Origin of the sequence: Streptomyces sp. NPDC093225, assembly GCF_044753805.1 — a bacterium.
Lineage (GTDB): Bacteria > Actinomycetota > Actinomycetes > Streptomycetales > Streptomycetaceae > Streptomyces.
Genome location: NZ_JBIVNX010000035.1, coordinates 37,874 through 61,088, shown reverse-complemented (window position 1 = coordinate 61,088; position 23,215 = coordinate 37,874). Strand labels below are relative to the sequence as shown.

17 protein-coding genes and 1 tRNA gene are annotated in these 23,215 nt (G+C 75.3%); 10 read left to right on the top strand and 8 right to left on the bottom strand.

Annotation, left to right across the window (positions count from 1 at the left end):
* The first annotated feature begins 295 nt into the window (after positions 1–295).
* The 5 genes from ACIQCH_RS27245 to ACIQCH_RS27225 all read left to right on the top strand — a co-directional run bounded on the left by ACIQCH_RS27245 (position 296) and on the right by ACIQCH_RS27225 (position 9,364).
* The gene (locus tag ACIQCH_RS27245; RefSeq protein ID WP_402585081.1) at positions 296–1,543 is read left to right on the top strand and encodes a hypothetical protein; all 1,248 of its coding nucleotides are present in this window, start codon (positions 296–298) and stop codon (positions 1,541–1,543) included.
* A 239-nt stretch (positions 1,544–1,782) separates the two neighbouring features.
* Positions 1,783–4,887 carry a tetratricopeptide repeat protein gene (locus ACIQCH_RS27240; protein WP_402585079.1) on the top strand — a complete coding sequence of 1,035 codons (3,105 nt, stop codon included), beginning with the start codon at positions 1,783–1,785 and terminating at the stop codon, positions 4,885–4,887.
* Positions 4,888–4,889: 2 nt separating this feature from the next.
* Entirely contained in the window at positions 4,890–6,572 is a 1,683-nt protein-coding gene (locus ACIQCH_RS27235) for a protein phosphatase 2C domain-containing protein (RefSeq protein WP_402585048.1), read from the top strand.
* Between the two features lie 55 nt (positions 6,573–6,627).
* Positions 6,628–7,989, top strand: coding sequence for a VWA domain-containing protein (locus ACIQCH_RS27230; protein ID WP_402585047.1), 1,362 nt, complete (start codon positions 6,628–6,630; stop codon positions 7,987–7,989).
* Between the two features lie 46 nt (positions 7,990–8,035).
* Positions 8,036–9,364, top strand: coding sequence for an FHA domain-containing protein (locus ACIQCH_RS27225; RefSeq protein WP_402585046.1), 1,329 nt, complete (start codon positions 8,036–8,038; stop codon positions 9,362–9,364).
* A gap of 142 nt (positions 9,365–9,506) precedes the next feature.
* Here ACIQCH_RS27225 and ACIQCH_RS27220 read toward each other — a convergent pair whose 3' ends face one another.
* Positions 9,507–10,568 (bottom strand): methyltransferase domain-containing protein, encoded by a 1,062-nt coding sequence (locus ACIQCH_RS27220; RefSeq protein ID WP_402585044.1) that lies wholly within the window; start codon positions 10,566–10,568, stop codon positions 9,507–9,509.
* A gap of 136 nt (positions 10,569–10,704) precedes the next feature.
* Here ACIQCH_RS27220 and ACIQCH_RS27215 point away from each other — a divergent pair, with 136 nt between their 5' ends.
* Positions 10,705–11,109: a globin gene (locus tag ACIQCH_RS27215; protein WP_402585042.1), complete on the top strand. Its 405-nt coding sequence runs from the start codon at positions 10,705–10,707 to the stop codon at positions 11,107–11,109.
* 36 nt (positions 11,110–11,145) lie between these two features.
* Here the strand turns inward: ACIQCH_RS27215 and ACIQCH_RS27210 are convergent, their stop codons facing one another.
* From ACIQCH_RS27210 to ettA, 3 genes are all read right to left on the bottom strand, one after another.
* Positions 11,146–11,859 (bottom strand): hypothetical protein, encoded by a 714-nt coding sequence (locus ACIQCH_RS27210; RefSeq protein WP_402585040.1) that lies wholly within the window; start codon positions 11,857–11,859, stop codon positions 11,146–11,148.
* On the bottom strand, positions 11,856–12,293 hold the full coding sequence (locus ACIQCH_RS27205) for an acyl-CoA thioesterase (RefSeq protein WP_402585039.1): 438 nt from the start codon (positions 12,291–12,293) through the stop codon (positions 11,856–11,858). Before ACIQCH_RS27205 ends, ACIQCH_RS27210 begins: the two co-directional genes overlap by 4 nt.
* A gap of 95 nt (positions 12,294–12,388) precedes the next feature.
* Positions 12,389–14,053, bottom strand: coding sequence for an energy-dependent translational throttle protein EttA (gene ettA, locus ACIQCH_RS27200; protein ID WP_402585037.1), 1,665 nt, complete (start codon positions 14,051–14,053; stop codon positions 12,389–12,391).
* A gap of 375 nt (positions 14,054–14,428) precedes the next feature.
* Between ettA and ACIQCH_RS27195 the strand changes: the two genes are divergently transcribed.
* Complete coding sequence (locus tag ACIQCH_RS27195) at positions 14,429–14,833, top strand: hypothetical protein (protein WP_402585035.1); 405 nt, start codon at positions 14,429–14,431, stop codon at positions 14,831–14,833.
* A 114-nt stretch (positions 14,834–14,947) separates the two neighbouring features.
* The gene (locus ACIQCH_RS27190) at positions 14,948–15,529 is read left to right on the top strand and encodes a GNAT family N-acetyltransferase (RefSeq protein WP_402585033.1); all 582 of its coding nucleotides are present in this window, start codon (positions 14,948–14,950) and stop codon (positions 15,527–15,529) included.
* Positions 15,530–15,548: 19 nt separating this feature from the next.
* On the opposite strand, the gene ACIQCH_RS27185 is transcribed toward ACIQCH_RS27190, so the two are convergent.
* The 4 genes from ACIQCH_RS27185 to ACIQCH_RS27170 all read right to left on the bottom strand — a co-directional run bounded on the left by ACIQCH_RS27185 (position 15,549) and on the right by ACIQCH_RS27170 (position 21,255).
* A complete protein-coding gene (locus ACIQCH_RS27185; protein WP_402585032.1) occupies positions 15,549–16,733 on the bottom strand; it encodes a TQXA domain-containing protein in 1,185 nt (394 codons plus the stop codon).
* 155 nt (positions 16,734–16,888) lie between these two features.
* Complete coding sequence (locus ACIQCH_RS27180) at positions 16,889–17,296, bottom strand: single-stranded DNA-binding protein (RefSeq protein ID WP_402585030.1); 408 nt, start codon at positions 17,294–17,296, stop codon at positions 16,889–16,891.
* A 198-nt stretch (positions 17,297–17,494) separates the two neighbouring features.
* Entirely contained in the window at positions 17,495–19,594 is a 2,100-nt protein-coding gene (locus ACIQCH_RS27175; RefSeq protein ID WP_402585077.1) for a GTPase, read from the bottom strand.
* A gap of 14 nt (positions 19,595–19,608) precedes the next feature.
* A complete protein-coding gene (locus ACIQCH_RS27170; RefSeq protein WP_402585029.1) occupies positions 19,609–21,255 on the bottom strand; it encodes a dynamin family protein in 1,647 nt (548 codons plus the stop codon).
* Positions 21,256–21,587: 332 nt separating this feature from the next.
* Here ACIQCH_RS27170 and ACIQCH_RS27165 point away from each other — a divergent pair.
* Both ACIQCH_RS27165 and ACIQCH_RS27160 read left to right on the top strand, forming a co-directional pair.
* Positions 21,588–21,660: transfer RNA gene (locus ACIQCH_RS27165), tRNA-Arg, on the top strand.
* A 182-nt stretch (positions 21,661–21,842) separates the two neighbouring features.
* Complete coding sequence (locus tag ACIQCH_RS27160) at positions 21,843–23,183, top strand: hypothetical protein (protein ID WP_402585027.1); 1,341 nt, start codon at positions 21,843–21,845, stop codon at positions 23,181–23,183.
* Positions 23,184–23,215: the final 32 nt, after the last annotated feature.

Sequence of the window (23,215 nt, the reverse complement as noted above, 5' to 3'; positions counted from 1 at the left end):
AGTACCGGGGCCGAGCGGCGCATGCGCGCGGGGCCCGCGGGGCACGGCTGAGAGCACGCGACGACGGACGCCCGGGGGCGGACGAAGGACAGCGGACGACGGACAGCGGACGAAGGACAGCGGACGAAGGACGGCAGACAGCACCGAGCAGACGGCAACAACCGGACGAACACCGGCAATCGGCACTGGAACGGCAGAAAGGGCGGCAATGGGCGGCACGGGAACCTGGCCCGGCTCCGGCTCCGGCAGTGGGCTCGGCTCCGGGCACCCCGGCGGCGGCCTCCCGCCCCGCCCCATGGACCGGGACGAGGTCGACCGCGCGCTGGCCCGACTGGCCGCGGAGCACGAGGCGGTGGAGACCTCGCTGCTGGCCCTCCAGGACCACGCCGGCCGCCGCCTGCTGGAGGGCGCCGAACTGGCCGGCCTCACCAAGGAGCGGTGGGCCACGGCGGACGCCGCGATCACCCTCCTGTGGACGTACTTCGACGCCTACACCGCCGCGCTGCGCCAGGCCCGGGAGGTGCGGTCCCGACGCCGCTGGCCCTCGCCCCAGGAGCTGGTCGAGCTGACCGAGCGGCTGCGCGGCCGCAGCGTGACGGTCCCCGGCGCGGGTGCCGCCGGGGCCGGGCTGGCCGAACGCTTCGGCCTCGCCGAACTGGTGGCGCGGATGAACGAGCTCTACGCCGCCTCCCTCGACACCGTCGTCGCGGCGGACGCCGTGTGGTCGGCGCTGCCCGCCCGCATCGACCTGCTGGCCGCCGAGCTCCACCGGACCCGCTCCCTCGCCCACTCGGTCGGGGTGCGCCCCGGCGAGCACCCCTCCGGCGACGACCTGGAGGGCATCACCGCCGAGCTGACCGCCCTGCGCGCCGAGGTGATCGCCGACCCGCTGGGCTTCTGGCGGCCGGCCACCGGCAGTTCGGCGCCCGGTGGCGGCCGTCCCGACACCGAGCGGTACGACCGTGCCGCCCGCGCGCTGGAGGACGTACGCCGGGAGATCGAGGCCGTGCTGCTGGTGCGCCAGGACGCCGAGCGGCGCCTGGTCGGCCTGCGCGACCTGCTCTCGCGGGCGGACCGCACGCTCGCGGAGGCGCGGACGGCACGCGGTGAGGTGCTCGCGAAGATCGCGGCGTCCGAGGTGCCGGCGGTGAGCGGGCCGCCTACCGCGCTGCAGGAGCAGCTGGCGGCCGCGGCGGAGTACCGGCGGCACGCGCAGTGGCACCGGCTGTCGCCGCTGCTGGAGTCGCTGGAGCAGCGGGCGGAGGACGAACTGGAACGGGCCCGCGAGTCGTTGACCGCGGTCACGGCCCCGCTGGCGGTGCGCGCGGAGCTGCGCGGGCGGCTGGACGCGTACAAGGCGAAGGTGGCCCGGCACGGGCTGGCGGAGGACCCGGTGCTGGTGGAGCGGTACGACCAGGCCCGGCGGATGCTGTGGAGCGCGCCCTGCGACCTGCGGGCGGCCGAGGAGGCCGTGCTGCGCTACCAGCGGGCGGCGGCCGAGGTGCTGGTGCCGCGGCAGTACGAGCCGAGGGACGGCGAATGAGCGAGTACGGGGCGGCCTCGGCCGCGGGTCCCGGCGGCTACGGCGCCGTCGGCGGTCCGGGCGGATACGCGCCCGCCGCGGGCACCGACGGGTACGCGGCCGCCGCGGGCACCGGCGGCTACGGCGCCGCCGGCGGCCCGGGCGGGTACGGGGCCGCGGCGGAGCCCTGGCGTGCCGGGACGGCCGCGGTGGCGGGCGGCGCGTGCCGGCGACCGGGCTGCCCGGGGGCGTACGAGGACATGGGCGGCGGCAGCCTGTACTGCGACACGTGCGGCCTCGCGCCGGCACCGGCGGCGGCACCGGCAGCTCCCCTGCCGGGGGCCGGACACGGCCACGCGGCGGCCTCCGGGCCCTTCGCGACGGGAACACCGGGGGCGTCGGGGGCGTCGGTCGAGGCGGCCGCGGCGGGTGCCGAGGAGGTCTCGTCCCTGCCCACCGGCATGACCCGCGCGGGTCGGGGCGACGGCCGTGGCTCCCAGGGGTCTCACGGTTCGCACGGCTCTCACGGCTCCAACCCCTCCGCCGGATCAGGCGGTTCCGGCGGTTCCGGCCGTTCGGCCTCCTCGCCCTCGGCCCGGTCCTCCTCGCGGTCCGCGAGCTCGCGGCGCTCGGTCTCGGGCCGGCTCTCGCGTTCGCTGGCCGCTTCCGGTACGGGTTCCACCCGGTCGGTGTCGGTGCGCAGTTCGGGCTCCGCCTCGGGGCCGTCGACGCGCGGCCGGCTCGGGGCGGGGCTGGTGACCGTACCGGAGGTGCCGCGTCCGGATCCTGCCACGGCGGTGCTGGAGAACCCGGAGGTTCCCGAGCGGAAGCGTTTCTGCTCGCGCTGGGACTGCGGGGCGCCGGTGGGACGGGCCCGGGGGGGCCACCCCGGCCGCACCGAGGGCTTCTGCACCAAGTGCGGGCACCCGTACTCGTTCGTCCCGAAGCTGGGCCCCGGCGACGTGGTGCACGGCCAGTACGAGGTGGCCGGCTGTCTCGCGCACGGCGGCCTGGGCTGGGTGTACCTCGCGGTGGACCGCGCGGTCTCCGACCGGTGGGTGGTCCTCAAGGGCCTGCTGGACACCGGGGACCAGGACGCGATGGCCGCCGCGATCTCCGAACGGCGGTTCCTCGCGGAGATCGAGCACTCCAACATCGTGCGGATCTACAACTTCGTCGAGCACCTCGACCAGCGGACCGGCTCGCTGGACGGCTACATCGTCATGGAGTACGTCGGCGGCAAGTCGCTGAAGGAGATCGCCAACGCCCGCCGGCGGCCGGACGGCCGGCGCGACCCGCTGCCGGTCGAGCAGGCCTGCGCGTACGGGATCGAGGCCCTGGAGGCGCTCGGCCACCTGCACAGCCGCAACCTCCTGTACTGCGACTTCAAGGTCGACAACGCCATCCAGCAGGAGGACCAGCTCAAGCTCATCGACATGGGCGCGGTCCGGCGGATGGACGACGACGAGTCCGCGATCTACGGGACGATCGGCTACCAGGCGCCGGAGGTGGCGGAGGCGGGCCCCTCGGTGGCCTCGGACCTCTACACGGTGGCCCGCACGCTCGCCGTCCTGACCTTCGACTTCCAGGGGTACACGAACGTCTTCGTGGACTCGCTGCCGGACCCCGAGCACATCGAGGTCTTCCGGACCTACGAGTCCTTCTACCGGCTGCTGGTGCGGGCCACCGACCCGGACCCGGCCCGCCGGTTCGCCTCCGCGCAGGAGATGGCCGACCAGCTGACGGGCGTGCTGCGCGAGGTGGTGGCGCTGCAGACCGGCAGTCCGCGGCCGCAGCTGTCGACGCTGTTCGGCCCGGAGCTGCGGGTGCCGGACACGGAGCTGTTCGCGGAACGGGCCGCGGAGGTCTCGCTGTTGGGCGCCCGTGAGCCGGTCGCGCCCGGCGGCGTCCTGGAGCGGCTGCGCGCCCGGCTCCGCCGCGGCCCGGCCGCCCCGGCCCACGGGACGGGCCCCGGCACCACCTCGGCGGCGGGCTCTCGCCCGCCCTCCCGACCGGGTGCCGGATCGGGTTCCACCACGGCCTCGGCATCGGGACAGGGACGGGGACCGGGACCGGGTTCCGCCACGCCCCCCGACGCGCACCGTACGGGCGCCGGCCGCCCCGGGTCGGCGTCGCCGGCGACGCCGACCCGGGCCCGGGGGGCCCACCGGGCCCAGCCGGCGGGGACGGTCTCGACGCTGGGGTCGGTCGCCACGCACGCGGCCGCGGCGCCCGGCGCACGGGGGTCCGCCGGGTCCCCGGGCGCATCCGGAGCGTGGTCCGGCGAGGGCCGCGTACCGCGCCAGGGCGCCGACCCCCGGCCGGCGCCGCCCGCGGTCGGAGACGACGCGCACGGCCCCCACGGGCCCGCGAGCCCCGCACGGGCGGCCGCCGCGCCCGCGGCCGGCACCCCGCCGGCGGCCCCGGGCCCGGCCCTCGGTCTGGCGCCCGCCGACGCGGCCCGGCACGCCCTCGCGCTGCCGGTCCCGCTCGTGGACCCGGCCGACCCCAACGCGGGCTTCCTGGCAGGTCTGATCGCCTCCGCGCCCGCCGAACTCGTCGGCGCCCTGGGCGCTGCCCCCGCCGACTCCGTCGAACTGCGGCTGCGCGAGGTGCGGGCCCGCCTGGAGCTGGGCGAACCCGGCCCGGCCGAGCGGCTGCTGGACCGGCTGGAGGACGAGCACCCCGACGACTGGCGGGTGGTCTGGGCGCGCGGGGTGACCGCGCTGGCCACCGGCGACGACGCGGCTGCCGCGCTGTCGTTCGACGCGGTCTACGACGCCTTCCCGGGCGAGCCGGCGCCGAAGCTGGCGCTCGGTCTGTGCGCCGAGGTGCTGGGGCAGTTGGACAACGCCGCCGAGTACTACGGGCTGGTGTGGTGCACCGACCCCGGGTTCGTGAGCGCCGCGTTCGGGCTGGCCCGGGTGCAGTTGGCGAGCGGGGACCGGGCGGGCGCGGTGCGCACGCTGGAGTCCGTACCGGAGTCGTCCATCCACTGCACCGCGGCGCGGGTCGCGGCGGTCCGCGCGCGGCTGCGCGGGCGGTCGGCCCACGAGCCGCTGCTGGCCGACCTGACCGCCGCGGCCGGGCAGGTGGCGGGGCTGGAGGGGTTCGGCCTCGACGCGGTCCGCCGTGAGCACCTGACGACCGAGGTACTGGGGTCCGCGCTGGACTGGGTACTGTCGGGTAGCCCGGGGGCGAACCCCGGGCGCACCTCGCTGTTGGGCAGTCAACTGGACGAGCGGGGGCTGCGGTTCGGCCTCGAGCGGTCGTTCCGGGTCCTTGCTCGGCTGGCGCAGCGGGGTGAGGAGAGGATCGAACTGGTGGAGCGGGCCAACCGCTTCCGTCCCCGGACGTGGGTGTGAGTATGTCGCGGATGCCATGGCTGTCGGGGTGCCCCAGCTGCGCCGAACCCCTTGAGGAGGGCGACCGCTTCTGCGGCCGCTGCGGGTACTCGCTGGTGGGCGGCCCCGACCGCCCGACGATTCCCCTGCGCTCCGCGGGGGCCCACCCGGCCGGCCCGGCACCGGCCGGCGCCGCGCCGGTCCCGTCGGGCGGCGGGTTTCCGGCGGGCGCGGCCAGTTACGCGCCGCCGGCGCCCCCGGCGCCCCGGGCGGGTCCGTCCCGCCCGGACGCCGGCGCGGCGGGCCGCCCCGCCGCCCCGCTCGCCCCGCCGGACCCCTTCGGCGTGCCCCGGCCCGCCGCCCCGCCGGTCCCGCCCGTCCCGCCCGCTCCGCCGTCGGCGACGGGCCCGTACGACACGGCGGCCACCGCGCCCCACGTCCCGCCGCCCCCCGCCGCGGCCCCGCCCGGCGTGCGCTTCGACGGCCCCGACCACGCGCTGCCCGCCCAGACCGCCGGCTCGCCGGCCGGGCCGTACCCGGCCCCCGGGTACGGCCCCGCGGAGCCCGGCGGCGCGCCGGACGGCCCGTACGCGCCCCGCGCCGAGCACGGCGGCATGGCGGAGCCGGAGGGCCCGTACCCGGTCGCCGGCGACGGGCACCCCGCCGGCCCGCACCCCTTCGGCGGGACCGAGCCGGGCCCCGGCCACCCCGCCGACGGCACCGGTGCGGGCTCCGGTCCCGGTCCCGGCACCGGCACCAGCACCAGCACCAGCACCAGCACCGCCAACGGCACCGTGTGCGTCGCCTGCCGCGGCGGCCGCGTCGACACCGACGGCTACTGCGAGAACTGCGGCCACGCCCAGCCCCGCGAGCGGGACCACATGGAGGAGGCCCTGGAGACCGTGGCCGCGGTCAGCGACCGCGGCCTGCGCCACCACCGCAACGAGGACTCCTTCGCCGTGGCCGCCACCGCCCTGCCGGACGGGTCCACCGCGACGGTGGCCGTCGTGTGCGACGGCGTGTCCTCCGCGAGCCGTCCCGACGACGCCTCCGCGGCCGCCGCGCACACCGCGAACGAGTCGCTGCTCGCCGCCCTCCCCCGCGGCGCGCACCCCCAGCAGGCCATGCACGAGGCCATCCTCACGGCGGCGAACGCCGTCGCGTCCCTGTCCGCCACCCCCGGCCACCAGAACGCCCCGGCCTGCACCCTCGTCGGCGCCGTCGTCATCCGCGGCGTCCTCGTGATCGGCTGGGTCGGCGACTCGCGCGCGTACTGGGTGCCGGACGACCGCTCGACCCCGCCCGCCCGGCTCACCGAGGACGACTCCTGGGCCGCCCAGATGGTCGCCGCGGGCCTGATGGACGAGGCCGAGGCGTACGCCGACGTGCGCGCGCACGCCATCACCGGCTGGCTCGGCGCGGACGCGTACGAGGTGGAACCGCACACCGCCGCCTTCCGGCCCGACCGGCCCGGCGTGGTCGTGGTGTGCACGGACGGCCTGTGGAACTACGCCGAGTCCGCCGACGAGATGGCCCGGGTGCTGCCGGCCGACGCCGCCGCACGGCCGCTGCACAGCGCGCAGGTGCTGGTCGGACACGCGCTGGACGGCGGCGGGCACGACAACGTCACCGTGGCCGTGGTACCCGTCCCGCTGGCGGGCCCGTCCGGACCCGGCGTCCCGCTCCCCGCCCCCGCCCACCCCTGAGCGGCCCCCGCGGCCCTGCCCGCGGCCGCCGTCGCAGTCCGAGGAGCCCGCACGTATGGCCAACTTCGCCAAGCCCCGCGCTCCGCGCTTCGCCGTCGAGGTGTACCAGAACGAGTTCCTGCCCGACGGCGGCCGGGACGTCCACGCCGTCGTCACCGTGACCGCCTCCGGCGGCGCGAGCCTGGCCCGGGCGGCCGGGCCCGACGCCGCCGTGGTGGTGATGGTGGACTGCTCGGGGTCGATGGAGTACCCGCCCACCAAGATGCGCGGGGCCCGGGAGGCCACCGCGGCCGCCCTCGACACCCTGCGCGACGGCACGTCGTTCGCGGTGGTGGCCGGGACGCACAAGGCCCGGGACGTCTACCCCGGCGGCGGCCGGCTGGCCGTGGCGGACCCCGCCACCCGCGCGGCGGCGAAGGAGGCCCTGCGCCGGCTGGGCGCGGGCGGCGGCACCGCCATCGGCACCTGGCTGCGACTGGCCGAGCGGCTGTTCGCCGCCGACGGCCCGGGCTCCGGGGCCGCCGTCCGGCACGCGGTCCTGCTCACCGACGGCCGCAACGAGCACGAGAGCCCCGAGGAGCTGGCCGCGGCCCTGGCCGCCTGCGCGGGCCGGTTCACCTGCGACGCGCGCGGGGTGGGCACGGACTGGGAGGTCAAGGAGGTCACCGCCGTCGCGGAGGCGCTGCTCGGCCGCGCCGACATCGTGGCCGATCCGGCGGGCCTGGCCGCGGACTTCACCGGGATGATGGCGGCGGCCATGGGCAAGGGGGTCGGGGACGTCGCGCTCCGCCTGTGGACGCCGCTGAACGCCGAGGTCCGCTTCGTGAAGCAGGTCTCCCCCACGGTGGTGGACCTCACCGACCGGCGCACCGGGGCCGGCCCGCGCGCCGGGGACTACCCGACCGGTTCGTGGGGCGACGAGTCCCGGGACTACCACGTGTGCGTACGGGTGCCGGCCGCCGGACTCGGCCAGGAGATGCTGGCCGCGCGGGTCTCCCTCGTGGTCCCCGGCGGCCCGGCGACGGTTCCCGGCCGGGGTGCAACCGACGGGGGCGTCCCCGCCGTCCTGTCCCAGGGGTTGGTACGGGCGGTGTGGACGGACGATCTGGTCGCATCGACCGCGATCAGCCCCCAAGTGGCGCATTACACAGGTCAGGCGGAGCTGGCCCAGGCCATCCGGCAGGGACTGGAAGCCCGTAAATCGGGAGATTTCGACTCTGCCACGGCCAAGTTGGGACGGGCCGTACAGCTGGCGAGTGCGTCGGGGAACGAGGACACTGCGAAACTGCTTGCGAAGGTGGTCGACGTCGTCGATGCCGCGACCGGTACTGTGCGGCTGAAAGCGAAGGTGGCGGATGCGGACGAGATGACTCTCGAGACGCGTTCGACGCAGACCGTGCGAGTGAAGAAGTCCTGAATTGCGGCCCCTGGGGGGCCCGACGGGGAGAGGGGGAAGGGCCGACATGCCGACCTGTCCGAACGGACACCATTCGGTCTCCGAAGACTGGTGCGAGGTCTGCGGCCACCGCATGGCCGGAGCGGGCGCGCCCGCCGGGGCGATGCCTCCCCCGCCGGGGCCCTCGTACGGCGGCTACGGCTACCCGGGTCCCGATGGCGGGGCCACGATGCAGGCCGAGCTCTGCCCGCAGTGCCGCACCCCGCGCGAGGCCATGGCGCCGTTCTGCGAGGAGTGCCGCTACAACTTCCAGACCCGGACCCCGAGCCCGTTCCCGCCCGGCCGCCCCGGCCCCGGTGCGCCGGTACCGCCGCACGGCACCGGGCCCGGCGCTCCGGTGCCCCCGCACGGCACCGGCCCCGGCGGACCGCACCCCGGCGCGGGCATGAACATGCAGCCCGGCTACCCGCAGACCCAGGGACCGCGCCCGCAGGACCCGTTCGACTACCAGGGCTCCCGGCCCTCGCAGATGAACCGGCCGGCGGAGCCCCTCCACGGCGACCCCGCCGGCGGCTACCCGCCGCCCGGGCAGCCCGGCGGACCGCAGGGCGGCTACGGGGGCGGCCACCCCGGCGCCCCGGCGCCCGGCCCGCAGCAGCCCGGCGCGGACGACTGGATGCTGCCGCCGCCCGGCGGCCGCGTGCCGCACCCGCAGCAGGCCTACCAGCCCGCCGCCCCGCCGCAGCCGCACGCCCCGCAGCACCAGCAGCCGCACCCGGGCCAGGGCATGCCCGGCCAGCCCGTGCCCGGCCAGCCCGTGCCGGGCCAGCAGATGCCGGGCCAGCCCATGCAGGGCCGGCAGATGCCCGGTCAGCCCATGCAGGGCGGGCACCCCGGCAACCCCGGTCACCCGGGCGCCGGCCACCCCGGCCAGCCGCAGCAGGGCCAGGCCATGTACCCCGGCCAGCAGCAGCCCTACCCCGGCCAGGGCGGCTCCTGGAGCGCCACCATCGGTCCGGACCGCGCGTACTTCATGGCGATGATGCAGCGCAGCGGCCCGGAGGCGTCGGGCCTCAACCTGCCCGCGTACTCGCCCGAGCAGCACCTGCCGCTCACCGGCGGCCAGATCACCATCGGCCGGCGCCGCCAGTCGACCGGGGAGTCCCCCGACATCGACCTGTCGGTGCCGCCGGAGGACCCGGGCGTGTCGCACCAGCACGCCGTGCTGGTCCAGCAGCCCGACGGCAGCTGGGCGGTCGTGGACCAGAACTCCACCAACGGAACCACGGTCAACGGCGGCGACGAGCCCATCCAGCCGTTCGTGCCGATTCCGCTCGGCGACGGCGACCAGGTGCACGTCGGCGCCTGGACCACCATCACCATCCGCCGCGGCTGATCCGCCCCCGGCCCGACCTCCCGGTCGGGCCGCCGGTGCGGTCGGCCCCGGGCACGGTCGGGCCCCGGCACGGTCGGGGCCGTCGGCGCGGTCAGGCCGTCGGCGCGGCGGGACCGTCGGCGCGGCGGGACCGTCGGCGCGGTCAGGCCGCCGGTCTCCCCAGGGGCCACACGTAGGGCCCTCGGGGATCGTCCAACCACGCCCACTCCCCCTCCGCGTTCACGGTCACCCCGAAGCGCTCCCGCCCGGGCCGCCCCTCACCGCGCCACAGGTCCAGGGCCTCGCGCGGGTGCAGCGCCTCGCCGGCCAGCGCCAGCAGGAAGTGGAAGCGGTCGTTCTCCAGCACCTCGTACGGCAGGTGCGCCGGCGGACCCCCGGCCACCCCCTGCCCGTCCCCCGCCCCTGCCCCCGCCCCCGCCCCCGCCGCACCCACGCCCGCGGCCGGCGCGCGTTCCCCGCCCCGCAGCGGCACGAAGTACGCCGGCGTGTGCAGGAAGCGCCCCTCGGCGAAGGCCGCGTCCCGCACCGTCAGGGCGAGCAGCCCGGTGGCCACCGGGCCCAGGATCCGCGCCCCCGGCACGCACTGGCCGAGCCACGCGTGGGGGATCCGGGGCAGTTCGCAGGTCGCCAGGATCCGGTCGTACGGCGCCCGGGCCGGGCAGCCGCGCGCCCCGTCGCCGGTGACCACCGCCGGGTGGTGGCCGAGCCGTGCCAGGTGCGAGCGGGCCGACTCGGTGATCTCCTCGTCCAGGTCCACCGTGGTGACGTGCTCGTCCCCGAGCCGGTGGCAGAGCAGCGCCGCGTTGTAGCCCGTGCCCGCGCCGATCTCCAGGACGTCGTCCCCGTCGCGCACGTCGAGGGCGTGCAGCATCCGCGCCATGAGGGACGGCTGGGTGCTGGACGAGAGCAGCTCGGCCCCGCGCACCCGCGTGGCCAGCGGAGCGTCCGTGTAGACGCCGCGCAGCCAGCGGGCCCGGTGGCCGGGGTCGGGGTCCTCGCCCCAGAGCCGCTCGTACCCGGCCCCGCGGGCGACGTAGAAGTACGGGACGAACACGTGCCGCGGCACGGCCGCGAAGGCCGCCCGCCAGGCGGGGTCCGGCAGGTCGCCGGCCGCGGTCAGCTCCCGCACCTGCGCGGCGTGCGCCACCTCGCGCTCGACCTCGTGCGCGGCGCTGTCCGATCCGTGCGCGCTCCGTGCGCCCATGGGTCCACTGTCCTGCCCCGGGGCGCGCACGGCGAACCGGCCGCGCCCGCGCACCCGCCGCGCGCCTGCGCCCCGGAGGCCCGGGAGAAGTCCTAGGTCCGGGGTCCTCCGTCCGGGTGTCTGAGACCATGGTCGGGTGACTGACATTCCCAAGGGCACGCTGCAGGAGCAGACCTTCTTCGAACAGGTGGGCGGCGAGGAGACCTTCCGGCGCCTGGTCCACCGTTTCTACGAAGGCGTGGCCGAGGACCCGCTGCTGCGGCCGATGTACCCCGAGGAGGACCTGGGGCCGGCCGAGGAGCGGTTCGCCCTGTTCCTGATGCAGTACTGGGGCGGTCCCACCACCTACAGCGAGCACCGCGGGCACCCGCGGCTGCGGATGCGGCACGCACCGTTCGTGGTGGACCGGGCCGCGCACGACGCGTGGCTGCGGCACATGCGGGTCGCGCTGGACGAGCTGGGCCTGGCGCCCGAGCACGAGGAGCAGCTGTGGCGCTACCTGACCTACGCCGCGGCCTCGATGGTCAACACGGCTGACTAGGGCGCCGTCGCGGGTACCCGCCGGGGTACCCGCGCCTCAGACCGGCCGGACCTGGAGCGCGCCCAGCCCGCCGCCGGGTCGGCGCAGGGCGACGGATCCGTACGGGGTGCGCAGCCGCAGCCAGCCGCCGGCGGCCAGCAGCGCCACCGGCTCGGGGGCTCCGGCAGACCCGGCGCCGCCCGCGAGGGCACGCACCGGGCGCAGGAAGCCCAGGGACTGCGCGGCGTGCACGGCACGCAGCGGGAGCTCGGTCCCGGCGACCGTACGGGACCAGATCTCGCGGCCGATGCGGTCGCGTTCGGCGCGCGTGCGCCGATCGGCGGGCAGGGCCTCGTCACGGGCCCGGAACTCGGCGACGGCCGCGCCGACGGCGGCCCGCATGGCCTCCGCGCCCGGCAGGCCGGTGACCTGCTGCCAGCCGCCGCGCGGCGGCAGCACCCCGGCCCACGGCGGGCCGGTCACGGCCGCGGGCACGACCGCCGTACCGGCGGCCTCGTCCACGGACTCCAGCAGCTCGCCCGCCGAGACGGTGACGTCGAGGGGCGCGGCCGGCCCCGGCCCCGCGAGCCGGGCGGTGCGGATCGCCAGGACCTCGAACGACGGCGGCCGCCCGAAGACGGCCAGCGCCGCCCCGCCCGCCTGCGCCTGCAGACGGACGGCGGCGGCCCGGTCGTAGTGCACCAGGCGACCCAGGAAGGCGGCGAGGTCCGCCGCCTCCCCCGAGTCGGCCAGGTGCAGCGGGATCGTCATGCGGCGGCGCGCCCGTCGGAGCTCGCGCTGTCGTCGACGTACTCCTGGAGGAACGTGCGCTCCTCCTCGGTGATGCGGCGCGGCCGCTGCGCTTCGAGGTCGAAGGGCACGACCACCGTCTCGGCGCGCACGTAGACCTGCTCGGGGTCCTTGATCTCGTAGGCGATGACCAGCGAGGCCGCGCCTATCTTCTTCACCCAGGACTCGATGGTCACCGGCTCGTGCCGGTGGACCAGCGGACGGACGTAGTCGATCTCGTGGCGGGCCACCACGGAGCCGCCCTGGAACGACGTGGAGCCGTTCCCCGGTGCCAGCCGGAACATGAAGTCGATCCGGGCCTCCTCCAGGTAGCGGAGGAACACCACGTTGTTGACGTGCCCGAAGGCGTCCATGTCCGACCAGCGCAGGGGGCAGCTGTAGATGTGACGTGCCACGAGTCGATCTGCCTCGGTTTCCTTCTCGGCGGCTTCCCTCTCGACGGAGGCGACGGCGGCGGCCCGGGGACGAGCCCGGGCCGCCGCCCGCGGCCTCAGCCTCGGGTGAGCTTCTTGTACGTGGCGCGGTGCGGACGGGTGGCGTCCGGACCGAGCCGCTCGATCTTGTTCTTCTCGTACGACTCGAAGTTGCCCTCGAACCAGAACCACTTCGACTCGCCCTCGTACGCCAGGATGTGCGTGGCGACTCGGTCGAGGAACCAGCGGTCGTGGGAGACGACCACGGCCGCACCGGGGAACTCCAGCAGCGCGTTCTCCAGGGAGCCCAGGGTCTCGACGTCGAGGTCGTTGGTGGGCTCGTCGAGGAGCAGCAGGTTGCCGCCCTGCTTGAGGGTGAGCGCGAGGTTCAGGCGGTTGCGCTCACCGCCGGAGAGCACGCCGGCCGGCTTCTGCTGGTCCGGGCCCTTGAAGCCGAAGGCGGAGACGTAGGCGCGGGACGGCATCTCGACGTTTCCGACGTTGATGTAGTCCAGCTCGTCCGACACGACCGCCCAGAGGGTCTTCTTGGGGTCGATGTTGGCGCGGCCCTGGTCGACGTACGAGATCTTGACGGTCTCGCCGACCTTGATCTCGCCGGAGTCCGGGGCCTCGAGGCCCTGGATCATCTTGAACAGCGTCGTCTTGCCGGCGCCGTTCGGGCCGATGATGCCGACGATGCCGTTGCGCGGCAGGGTGAAGGACAGGTCGTCGATGAGGACCTTCTCACCGAAGGCCTTGGTGAGGTTGTTGACCTCGACGACGATGGAGCCCAGGCGCGGGCCCGGCGGGATCTGGATCTCCTCGAAGTCCAGCTTCCGCATCTTGTCGGCCTCGGCCGCCATCTCCTCGTAGCGGGCGAGGCGGGCCTTGGACTTGGCCTGGCGGCCCTTGGCGTTGGAGCGGACCCACTCCAGCTCTTCCTTGAGGCGCTTGGCGCGCTTCTCGTCCTTCTTGCCCTCGACCTTGAGGCGCTCGGCCTTCTTCTCCAGGTAGGTGGAGTAGTTGCCCTCGTACGGGTGGGCGCGGCCGCGGTCGAGCTCGAGGATCCACTCGGCGACGTTGTCCAGGAAGTAGCGGTCGTGGGTGACGGCCACGACGGCGCCCTTGTACTGGGCGAGGTGCTGCTCGAGCCAGTTCACCGACTCGGCGTCGAGGTGGTTGGTGGGCTCGTCGAGGAGCAGCAGGTCGGGGGCCTCCAGCAGCAGCTTGCAGAGGGCCACGCGGCGCTTCTCACCACCGGAGAGGGTGGTGACCGGCCAGTCGCCGGGCGGGCAGCCCAGGGCGTCCATGGCCTGCTCCAGCTGGGCGTCGAGGTCCCACGCGTTGGCGTGGTCCAGGTCGTCCTGGAGCTTGCCCATCTCCTCCATCAGCTCGTCCGTGTAGTTGGTGGCCATCTCCTCGGCGATGGCGTTGAACCGGTTGAGCTTGGTCTTGATCTCGCCGACGCCGTCCTCGACGTTCTGCAGGACGGTCTTGGACTCGTCGAGCTTGGGCTCCTGCATGAGGATGCCGACGGAGTACCCGGGCGACAGGAAGGCGTCGCCGTTGGACGGCTGCTCGATGCCCGCCATGATCTTCAGGACGGTGGACTTACCGGCACCGTTCGGGCCGACCACACCGATCTTGGCTCCCGGCAGGAAGTTCAGGAAGACATCGTCAAGGATCACCTTGTCGCCGTGCGCCTTGCGCGTCTTGCGCATGGTGTAGATGAACTCAGCCAAGAGAAACCGTCCGGCAGATCGATGGGTGGGCAGATACACCCCATCTTGCCAGCCGTCCACCCCAGGGGTGAAACCCATATGGTCAGCCCTTGATCGTCCCGGACCACCGCCCCTGCCCCCGCCCGGCCCGGCGCCGGAACGATCACCGGACCCCGCTCCGGCCGCGCGGGGGACCGCTGCTTCCGCCACGCCGTCCGCGACCCTCCGTGACCGCCTGCTACGCACCGTCCCGGCCCCTCCGCCCGAACGCGGCTGCGAGGCGGCCGCGAAGGCGACCGCGAAAGCGGTGACCAGCCGCGCGAACTCGACCTCGGTCCCCGTTTCCCCTCCTGCCGGTCCGCCGGGCTGTCAGTGGTGCCTGCCACGATTCCCGCCATGACTCCGTGGAACCTGCTGGACCTCGACACGGCGCTCCGGACGAGCTGGGCCGCCGACACGTCCACCCCGCCGGAACTCAGCGGGATCGGGTGGAGCCCCGACAACCCCTCGTGGGGCCACTGCGACATCACGGCGCTCCTCGTCCACGACCTCTTCGGCGGCGACCTCGTGGTCGGCGAAGTGGACGTCGACGGCACCGCCGAGGGCTACCACTGGTGGAACCGCCTCCCCAACGGCGTGGAGCTCGACCTGACCAGGGAGCAGTTCCGGCGCGGCGAGCGGGTGACCGCACCCCGGGTCGTCCAGCGCCCTGCCGGGCCGCTGTCCCACCGCTGGGAGGAGTACCTCCTCCTGCGCTCACGGGTCGGCAAGCTCCTCGGCACCCTGCCGGACCCGACCTGACCATCCGGGCTCGCGCCCGAGGCCCGCGCCCGAGGCCTGGGCCGTGCCCGGGCCCGAGCCCGACGCCGGGCAGTCAACGGCGCAGGGGAACAGGGCCCTTGGCATGCTGCTGCCATGCGTGCGATACCTCCCGTGCTGCCGGCCGGCGCGATGAACAGGACCGGCCAACCGGCCTTCACCCTCCCCAACGGCTTCCACCTGCGCCCGTGGCGACCGGACGACGCCGAGGTACTGGTCCGGTCGTGCCACGACCCGGAGATCCGGCGGTGGAACCGGACCGATCCCCTCTCACCGGACGAGGCACGAGCGAAGATCGCGCACTGGGGCCGCCGTTGGCAGGACGAGCAGGCCGCGATCTGGGCGATCGCGCCGTCCCCCGGCGCCGGACCCGTCGGGCTCATCGGGCTCGCGGACATCGACCTCGCCGGCGGCAGCGCCGAGTTCCTCTACTGGCTGCTGCCCGAGGGGCGCGGCCACGGCGCCATGGTCGACGCGACGGTCCGGGTCAGCCGGTGGGCGCTCGACGACCTCGGTCTGCACCGGCTCCGCATCACGCACTCCGTGGCCAACCCGGCGTCCTGCCAGGTCGCGGCGAAGGCGGGCTTCACCCTCGAAGGCACCCTGCGCAGCGCCCTGCTCCACGCGGACGGCTGGCACGACGAACACCTCCACGCCCGCGTTCACGGCGACCCGTGACGGCCCCGGGGCGCGGCTGCTACTCCTGCCGGTCGGGGTCGACCGGGGGCTTGCGGAGGAGGAAGACGACGCCGGCGCCGAGGACCACCAGGCCGACGGCCAGGGCGGCGATGACGGGGGTGGCGTTCGAGCTGCCGCTGGCTGCGAGCCGGGTCTCGGCGGTTTCGGGGCCCTCCCCCTCCCCTCCCGCCGCCTTCGGGGCCGAGGCTCCCGACGTGGTTTCGGGCAGCATCAGCGCATCGGCGTACGTGCGTGCCGCCAGGCGGGTGGGCGCCCACACGCCGGTGGCCGTGGCGGTGGCCGCGGACTCGCTGGAGCCGGCCACGATCTGCGCCTGGCCCGCGCCCTCGCTGGTCAGCACCCGGCCCACGGGTACGCGGGTGGCACCCTGCACCGTCACCGCGCCCACCCCGTCGGGCGTGCCCTCGGGCACGTCGAAGTACAGGCGCGTGCCGTTGGCGGCCCGGGTCACCGGGGTGCCGTCGGCCCCGGTGATCCGCACACCGGCGGCCTGGGCCGCCTGGTCAGGGGCCACCGACACGCTCTGGGCACCGGTGCGCACGGTGACCGGACCGATGCGCCCGCCCGCCGGACCCGTGACCGTGCCGGGCGTCAGGGTCAGCGAAGCCGGCGGCTCGGGCAGTCGCCTGGCCGCCTTCTGCAGGTAGTCGGCGAGCTTCTCGGCCGCCGGGTCCGCCGCCGTCACGGCGACGTGGTCCGAGAACCGCCAGATCGCCACCTGCGTGCCGGCCGCCGCCGCGTCGGCCGTCAGCGCCCCGGCGCCGGCCCGGCGGGCGAGCCCGGCCAGGTCGTTGAGCTGCGGATAGGAGTGCTGCAGGACCCACCGGATGCGTCCCGCGTCCTTGTTGCCCGCCAGCGCACTCCCGCCCCACGCCGATTCCGTGTACCGCGCCTCGCGGGGGGACAGGCCCGCGATGCCCACCCCGTACGTCTGCAGCGTCCCGCCGCCGTCCACCTGCAGCTCGTACAGGCCGGCAGGGATCCGCCGCACCCCGGTCGGGGTGTGCAGCACGGCCTCGCCGCCGGTACTCAGCCCGGCCAGGACCGCCGTCGTGCCGCCCGCGGGCCTGACGATCGGTGCACCGGTCGATCCCGCGTCCGCCCAGGCCACGCCCGCGGAAGCGGAACCCGTGAGCGCGGCGGCGAGGAGGGTCGCGGCCATGGCCGACGGGCGCAGCGCCACGCCCGCCGGTGTGCGGACCGCACGGACCGTACGGACCGTGAGAGATGAGAAACGTGCGAGAGGTGAAGCGGAAACGACGCCAGACACAGTCTTCCCCTTCGGGCCAGCGGCCCTCGTGCCCACGAGTACCGGGGAATCCTAGCGGTCTCGAACACTCAGACCACCGCCACCTTCTGAGCTCCCATCAGTCCCACCTCTCCCCTGGGTAGCCTCCGGAAGGCCGAAGTGCCGCGGCTCAGGTCGTGTCCCACGGCCCACGCGTCCACGTCCGCGGAGAACCAGCGCTTCCCCTCCTCGTCCCCTTCCCTGTCGCGCACCCGCAACCGCCCGTACACCACGAGCGGTTCGCCGACCGATACGGATCCGGCCAGGTTCGCGGCGAGCGCCCGGCGCGCCCAGACCGTGTAGAAGCTGGTCGGCCCGTCGGTCCAGGCCTGTTTCTGGCGGTCCCAGTAGCGCGCCTGGACCGCCAAGCGGAATCTCGCGACGGCCCCTGCGGCCGCCTCCCGGTAGTCGATCGCGGTCGCCGCGTTGCCCATCAGTGTCACCAGCGTGTCGTGCATCCCCGCCCCCTCCACGGTCCGGCCCGACGGGCCGGCGCCCCCGGTGCGGCCGCCCGCGGGGGGCGGCCGCCGGACCGGGCTGTCCGGTCCGGTCTTCATGCTGCGGCCGGGGCCGGGTGCGGGTGTTCGGCCTGTGGACGACGACGCGGCTGTGGACGAGTTTTGGCCAAAGGTTGGTGGGTCGGGTGGTCGGCGCCGCTATCCCGTCGCCGTCGGGAGCTTCGCGACCGTCGCGTACTGCTCCCGCACTTCCCGGTACCGCAGCAGTTCCGCCGCCACCGGCTCCAGGACCCGGGCCCGGCCGCAGCCGGCCGCGGCCTGGCGCAGCCGGTCCTCGGCCTCCTGCCCGTAGCGGCGGGCCGGGCCCCGGGCGGCGACCGTGCACATCCACTCGACCAGGGGACCACCGACGATCCCGGCGATCATCAGCAGGACGGGGGGCAGCAGCCGTGGTTCGAGGACGCCGACGATCTGGCCGACCAACCACAGCCCACCGAAGATCTGCAGCAGCGTCATCGAGGCCTGGGCCAGGACCGCCACCGGCCACCACGCCGGCCGCGGCGGCTTCCCGCCGGGCGCCCCCGCCCCGACTCCGGCCGTCGGCGCACCCCCACCCGCGGTCGCCGCGGTCGCCCCCGGCCCGGCTCCGGCCGCGGACCCGGCGCCGTGGCCCGGTGCGGACCCGCCCCCGCCCCCGGACCCGGACCCGGAACCCGCCCCCGCGCCGACCACGGCGCCGAAACGGATGCCGACCGCGAGCTCGTCCAGTTCCTCCGGCAGCCGCTCCGCCCCGCGCACCGCCGTCTCGCGCACCGCCTGCGCCCACGGCTCGGGCAGCCCGGCCGCCGCGTCGTCCGCGATGATGCGGACGGCCTGCTCGACCCGCTGCCGCGCGGTGACCTCCTCCTCGGCGGGCTGTTCGGGCGCCACCGGGCCCCGCCGCAGCAGCTGCGGCGTGCGCTTGTCGTCGTACCAGCGCCACAGCCGCAGCCAGGGCGTGCCGCAGGCCTTGCCGGCGTTGCGCCGCCAGGCGCGTTCGGCGGCGAGTCCGGCCGCGTGGGCGCCCACGGCCTCGGCGATGCGGTCCTCGAACTCCGCCCGGGCCCGCTCGCCGATCTCGGGCCGGCCGTCGGCGACGTACAGCGGGCGCAGCCGCAGCGCGGCCCGGTCGACGTCGGCGGAGATGCGGCGGGTGGCGGCACCGCGCTCCTGGGTGAACTGGCCGAGGAGTTCGCGCAGCTCGGGTACGCCCTCCCCGGTGAGCGCGGAGAGGCCGAGGACGGTGGCTCCGGGGTCGCCGTGCTCGCCGAGGGCCATGCCGTCCTCGTCGAGCAGCCGGCGCAGGTCGTCGAGGACGAGGTCGGCGGCGTCCGCGGGGAGCCGGTCGATCTGGTTGAGGACGACGAAGGTGATCTCGGCGTGGCCGGCGAGGGGGCGCAGGTAGCGCTCGTGGAGGACGGCGTCGGCGTACTTCTCGGGATCGACGACCCAGATGACGGCGTCGACGAGGGCGAGGACGCGGTCGACGTGGGCGCGGTGGCTGGTGACGGCCGAGTCGTGGTCGGGCAGGTCGATGAGGACGAGGCCGGCGAGGCTCTCGTCGCGGTCGCCGTCGCGCGGGCGGCGGCGGAGCCGGCCGGGGATCTCCAGGCGGTCGAGGAGTCCGGCGGCGCCGTCGGTCCAGCTGCAGGCGATGGGGGCGGAGGTGGTGGGGCGGCGCAGGCCGGTCTCGGAGATCTGTACGCCGGCGAGGGCGTTGAAGAGGGTGGACTTGCCGCTCCCGGTGGCGCCGGCGATGGCGACGACGGTGTGGCGGGGGGACAGTCCGCGGCGGGCGGCGGCCTCGTCGAGGACCCGGCCGGCCTCGGCGAGGGTCAGGCCGTCGAGGCGGGTGCGGGAGAGGCCGACGAGCTGGCGCAGGGCGTCGAGGCGGACGCGCAGGGCGTGCGCCTCGGTGGCGTCCGCCGGGCCGGTGCCGTCGGCGACGGCCCGTACGAGGGCGCCGGTCTCGTCGACGGCGCGGGGGCCGGTGCCGTCGGGGTCGTCGCCGTCGAAGTCCTCGTCGGCGGCGGGCTCGGCGAGGAGGCCGCGGATGCGGGTGCCGGTGGGGCGCTCGCCCTTGGCGGCGCGGCGGGCGATCAGTCCGTCGTCCCAGCCGGTGCGGCCGGTGGCCCCGTGGTTCTCGTGGTCCTCGCGGCCGGGGTCTCCGTACGGGCCCGCGTCGCCGGCGTGGCGGGCCCGATTCCGGTCCCGGCGCCGGTCGCCGTCGCGGCCCCGGTCGTCGGCGCGGTCGGTCATGGTGGTCACCGCGCTCACCTCTCCTTCTGCAGCACGGACAGCGCGGCGATCAGTTCGGCCTGTGGTTCCGGGGTGACGTCGAGGGCGTCGAGGGGGGCCAGGCGGCGGTCGCGCTCGGCCCGCAGGACCTTGTCGAGGTGGCTGGTGACCAGCTCGTTCCCGCGGTCGCGCAGGCGTACGGCCGCGTGCACCCCGATCCGCTGCGCGAGCCGGTCCCCCGCCTGACGGGCCCGTTTGCCGCCGAGCAGGGCCGCGACGAGCAGCGCGGCCACGGCGTCGGCGGCGGGGGCGGACTGCTTGTCCATGTGGCCGACCTCGTCCTCGGCGAGTTCCTCGAGGACGCGCCGCCAGCGGCGTACGGCGATGCCGATGCGTTCCCCCGCCTCGTGGTCGGGGGTCGGCAGCGGTACGGCCCCGGCGGCCGGCTCCCGGCGCCAGGCCTCGGCGATGCGTTCGTCGGCGGCGGCGACGGCGCACTGCAGCAGCGCGGTCAGGCTCTCGGCGAGGGAGTCGAGGAGTTCGTCGGCGGTGGTGTCGAGGGGGTAGCCGCGCCAGCGGGTGAGGGCGTCGCCGGCGAGGACGGCGCCGGCCTGGAGGCGGGCGCGCACCCGCTTGCCCTCGCGCAGGTACGCCTCCTCGACCGCGGTGGTGAGCCGGACGGCGGCGGCGTGCTGGGCCGCGACGGCGGAGGCGAGCTCCGGCATGCGGCTGCCGAGGGACTCCAGGACGCCGACGGCGGTGCGGCCGACGGCCTGCTGGCGGGCGGCGGGGTCCTGGGCGCGGTGGGCGAGCCAGGCGTACAGGGGGGCGACGGCGCTGGCGGGCAGCAGTCCCCCGCCGCCGGCGGACTCGGGGAGTTCGGGGACGGTGAAGCGCGGTACGTCGCCGAGTCCGGCGCGGGTGAGGAGGGCGGCGTACTGGCGGGAGACCTCGGCGAGGAGCTGGTGGGGCACCCGGTCGAGGACGGTGATGAGGGTGGCGTCGTACTCCTTCGCGGTACGCAGCAGGTGCCAGGGGATGGCGTCGGCGTAGCGCGAGGCGGTGGTGACCATGACCCAGATGTCGGCGGCGCAGATCAGTTCGGCGGCGAGGGTGCGGTTCTCCACGACGAGGGAGTCGATGTCGGGGGCGTCCAGCAGGGCGAGGCCGCGGGGCAGGGTGCTGACGGTCTCGATGCGCAGCTCGCGGGTGGTGTCCGGGGCGCCCGGGGCGCCGTGGCCGCGGTCGCGGGCGCGGGCGCGGGCGCGGGCGCGGGCGCGGGCGGCGCCGGGGAGGAGTTCCTCCTCGCCGTGGGGGAGCCAGACGCGCATCAGGTCGGGCAGCACGCGCATGCCGGCGTACCAGTGGTGGTCGTCCGGGTGGCAGACGAGGACCGGGGTACGGGTGGTGGGGCGCAGGACGCCGGCCTCGCTGACCTGACGGCCCACCAGGGAGTTGACCAGGGTGGACTTTCCGGCGCCGGTGGAGCCGCCGATCACGGCGAGGACGGGAGCTTCGGGGGCGCGCAGGCGCGGTACGAGGTAGTCGTCGAGCTGGGCGAGCAGCTCGGACCGGGTCTGGCGGGCCCGTGGCGCGCCGGGCAGGGGCAGCGGCAGACGCACGGCGGCGACCCGGTCGCGCAGGGCGGAGAGGGCATCGAGCAGCTGAGGCCGAACATCCAAGGTCACCACATGCGAAGAATGCCCTTTTTTGTGTCCGTTTTGAAGCTTATACGCCCTGCGCGCGCCGACCGCGACCCGACGAGGACACGGCGGACAGATGGGATGACTGGGGCGCAGGCATAACGAGTGCACAACACGTGAGGCGTGGCTGAGCAAAAGCGGTGCGAGAATCGCACCTGCCTGCGATTATCGGGACCGCTTCACCGAACCTCCACAACGTGGCACGCGAGTGAAGCAACCGGGACAAGGCAAACGGAGCCCTATCCTTGACCCGGCACGGACGCAGTCACATCCCCACCCCGGGGCTCCAGGCCGGAAACGGCCGCCTTCCGGCCCCCGTAGCTCAGTGGATAGAGCAGGCGCCTTCTAAGCGCTTGGCCGCAGGTTCGAGTCCTGCCGGGGGCGCTCCGTCCGTACGATTGTCAGCCCTCCCTCGCGGAGGGCTTTTTCGCAGGTCAGCGCACCTTAGCGTGTCCCCTGTAGCACCCACGTAAGGGTCGGGCGGCCGCCAGCGTCGGGTGGGCGCTGCTGTCACTCCCCTGCCGTAGCCTCGTGTGGTTGATCTCCTTGACCCAGACGGGGGCGGCATGGCGACATGGCTTCTGGCGTGCAACCAAGACATGTTCGAGCTCGACAAGTTCCGGGAAGACGGGCAGACCCTCAGATCGTGGAGCGTCGGGCGGTACCTGAAGGAGCTGACCACGGGCGACCAGTTCGTCATGTGGGTCACGGGGCCCCGGGGCGGGCTCGTCGGCCGGGGGCGCGTCACCGGTGCCCCGACGAAGCAGGCCGGTAGCCCCGTCGAGTACTGGCAGGAGGATCCCGGGGATCGCTGGTACGCGCCGCTGGTCATGGAGGAGTGGTGTGAGCAGCCGATCCCCCGGCAGCGATTCAAGGAAGACGCGCGGTTCCAGGAGAAGTCTCCGCTCGCCACGTTGTTCGCCGCGAACCCCCACAGGGTCACCGCGGGGCAGTGGACCGCCTTCGAAGAAGCCTTCGTGAACGGGCCCGCCGAGGACGCCGGCCCGAGCTGGCACCTCGAGCCCGGGCAGACCATCAAGCGCAAGGCACTGCACGACCGGTACGGCGGCAGTCGCCAGGGCGGCATCAGCAAGTGCGCCAAGTCCGCCAACGTGCTGCTCTTCACCGACCCGAAGACGGGCCACCAGCACGGCTACTTCGACACCTGGGCCGAGGACGGGACCTTCCACTACACGGGAGACGGCCAAAGGGGTCCGCAGACCTTTGACACCTTGGGGAATTCGTCCACTCGGGACCACGTCAGCCTCGGGCTCTCACTCCGGCTGTTCGAGGGTTCGCGCGGCATCGTCCGGTACGTCGGCGAATTCGCGGTGGACCCGGAGGAGCCGTACTCCTGGGGAGAGGCGCCGGAGACGGGCGGCGGGCCGCTCCGGACGGTCATCCGGTTCCACCTGGTACCCGTGGGCAGGACGACACAGCCGCCCAGCGTCCCGGTCGGATGCGGATACCGCGTGGCGGACGAATCGGTGGAGCCGGCACCTGCCCAGCCCGGCCTCACCAACATCGAACTCGCCACGAGGAACCTCACGGCCCACCGCAAGCTGCAGAACGACCTGGCGGCCGCCGCCAGGATCGGCGGGCTGGACGTGTTCTCGCCGGGTGTCGCCGACCCCGACTTCGACCTCGGGTGGCGGCTGACTGACGATGACTTGACCGTGTGCGAGGTGAAGTCTCTGACCCGGGCCAACGAGACGCGCCAGCTGCGCGTCGGCATCGGGCAGCTGCTCGACTACCAGGACAGGCTCGCGGACCGGGCGAACTCGGTGCGCGCCGTGCTGTGGGTCGAGCGGGAGCCGACGGAAGCACGCTGGCTCGCCCTCTGCGAGCGGGTGGGGATCACCCTCGCGTGGCCCGGTCGTGAGGACGACGTGTTCGCCCGGGTCTGATCGCCCGTGCGCCGGAAAGCCGCGTTCCGGCG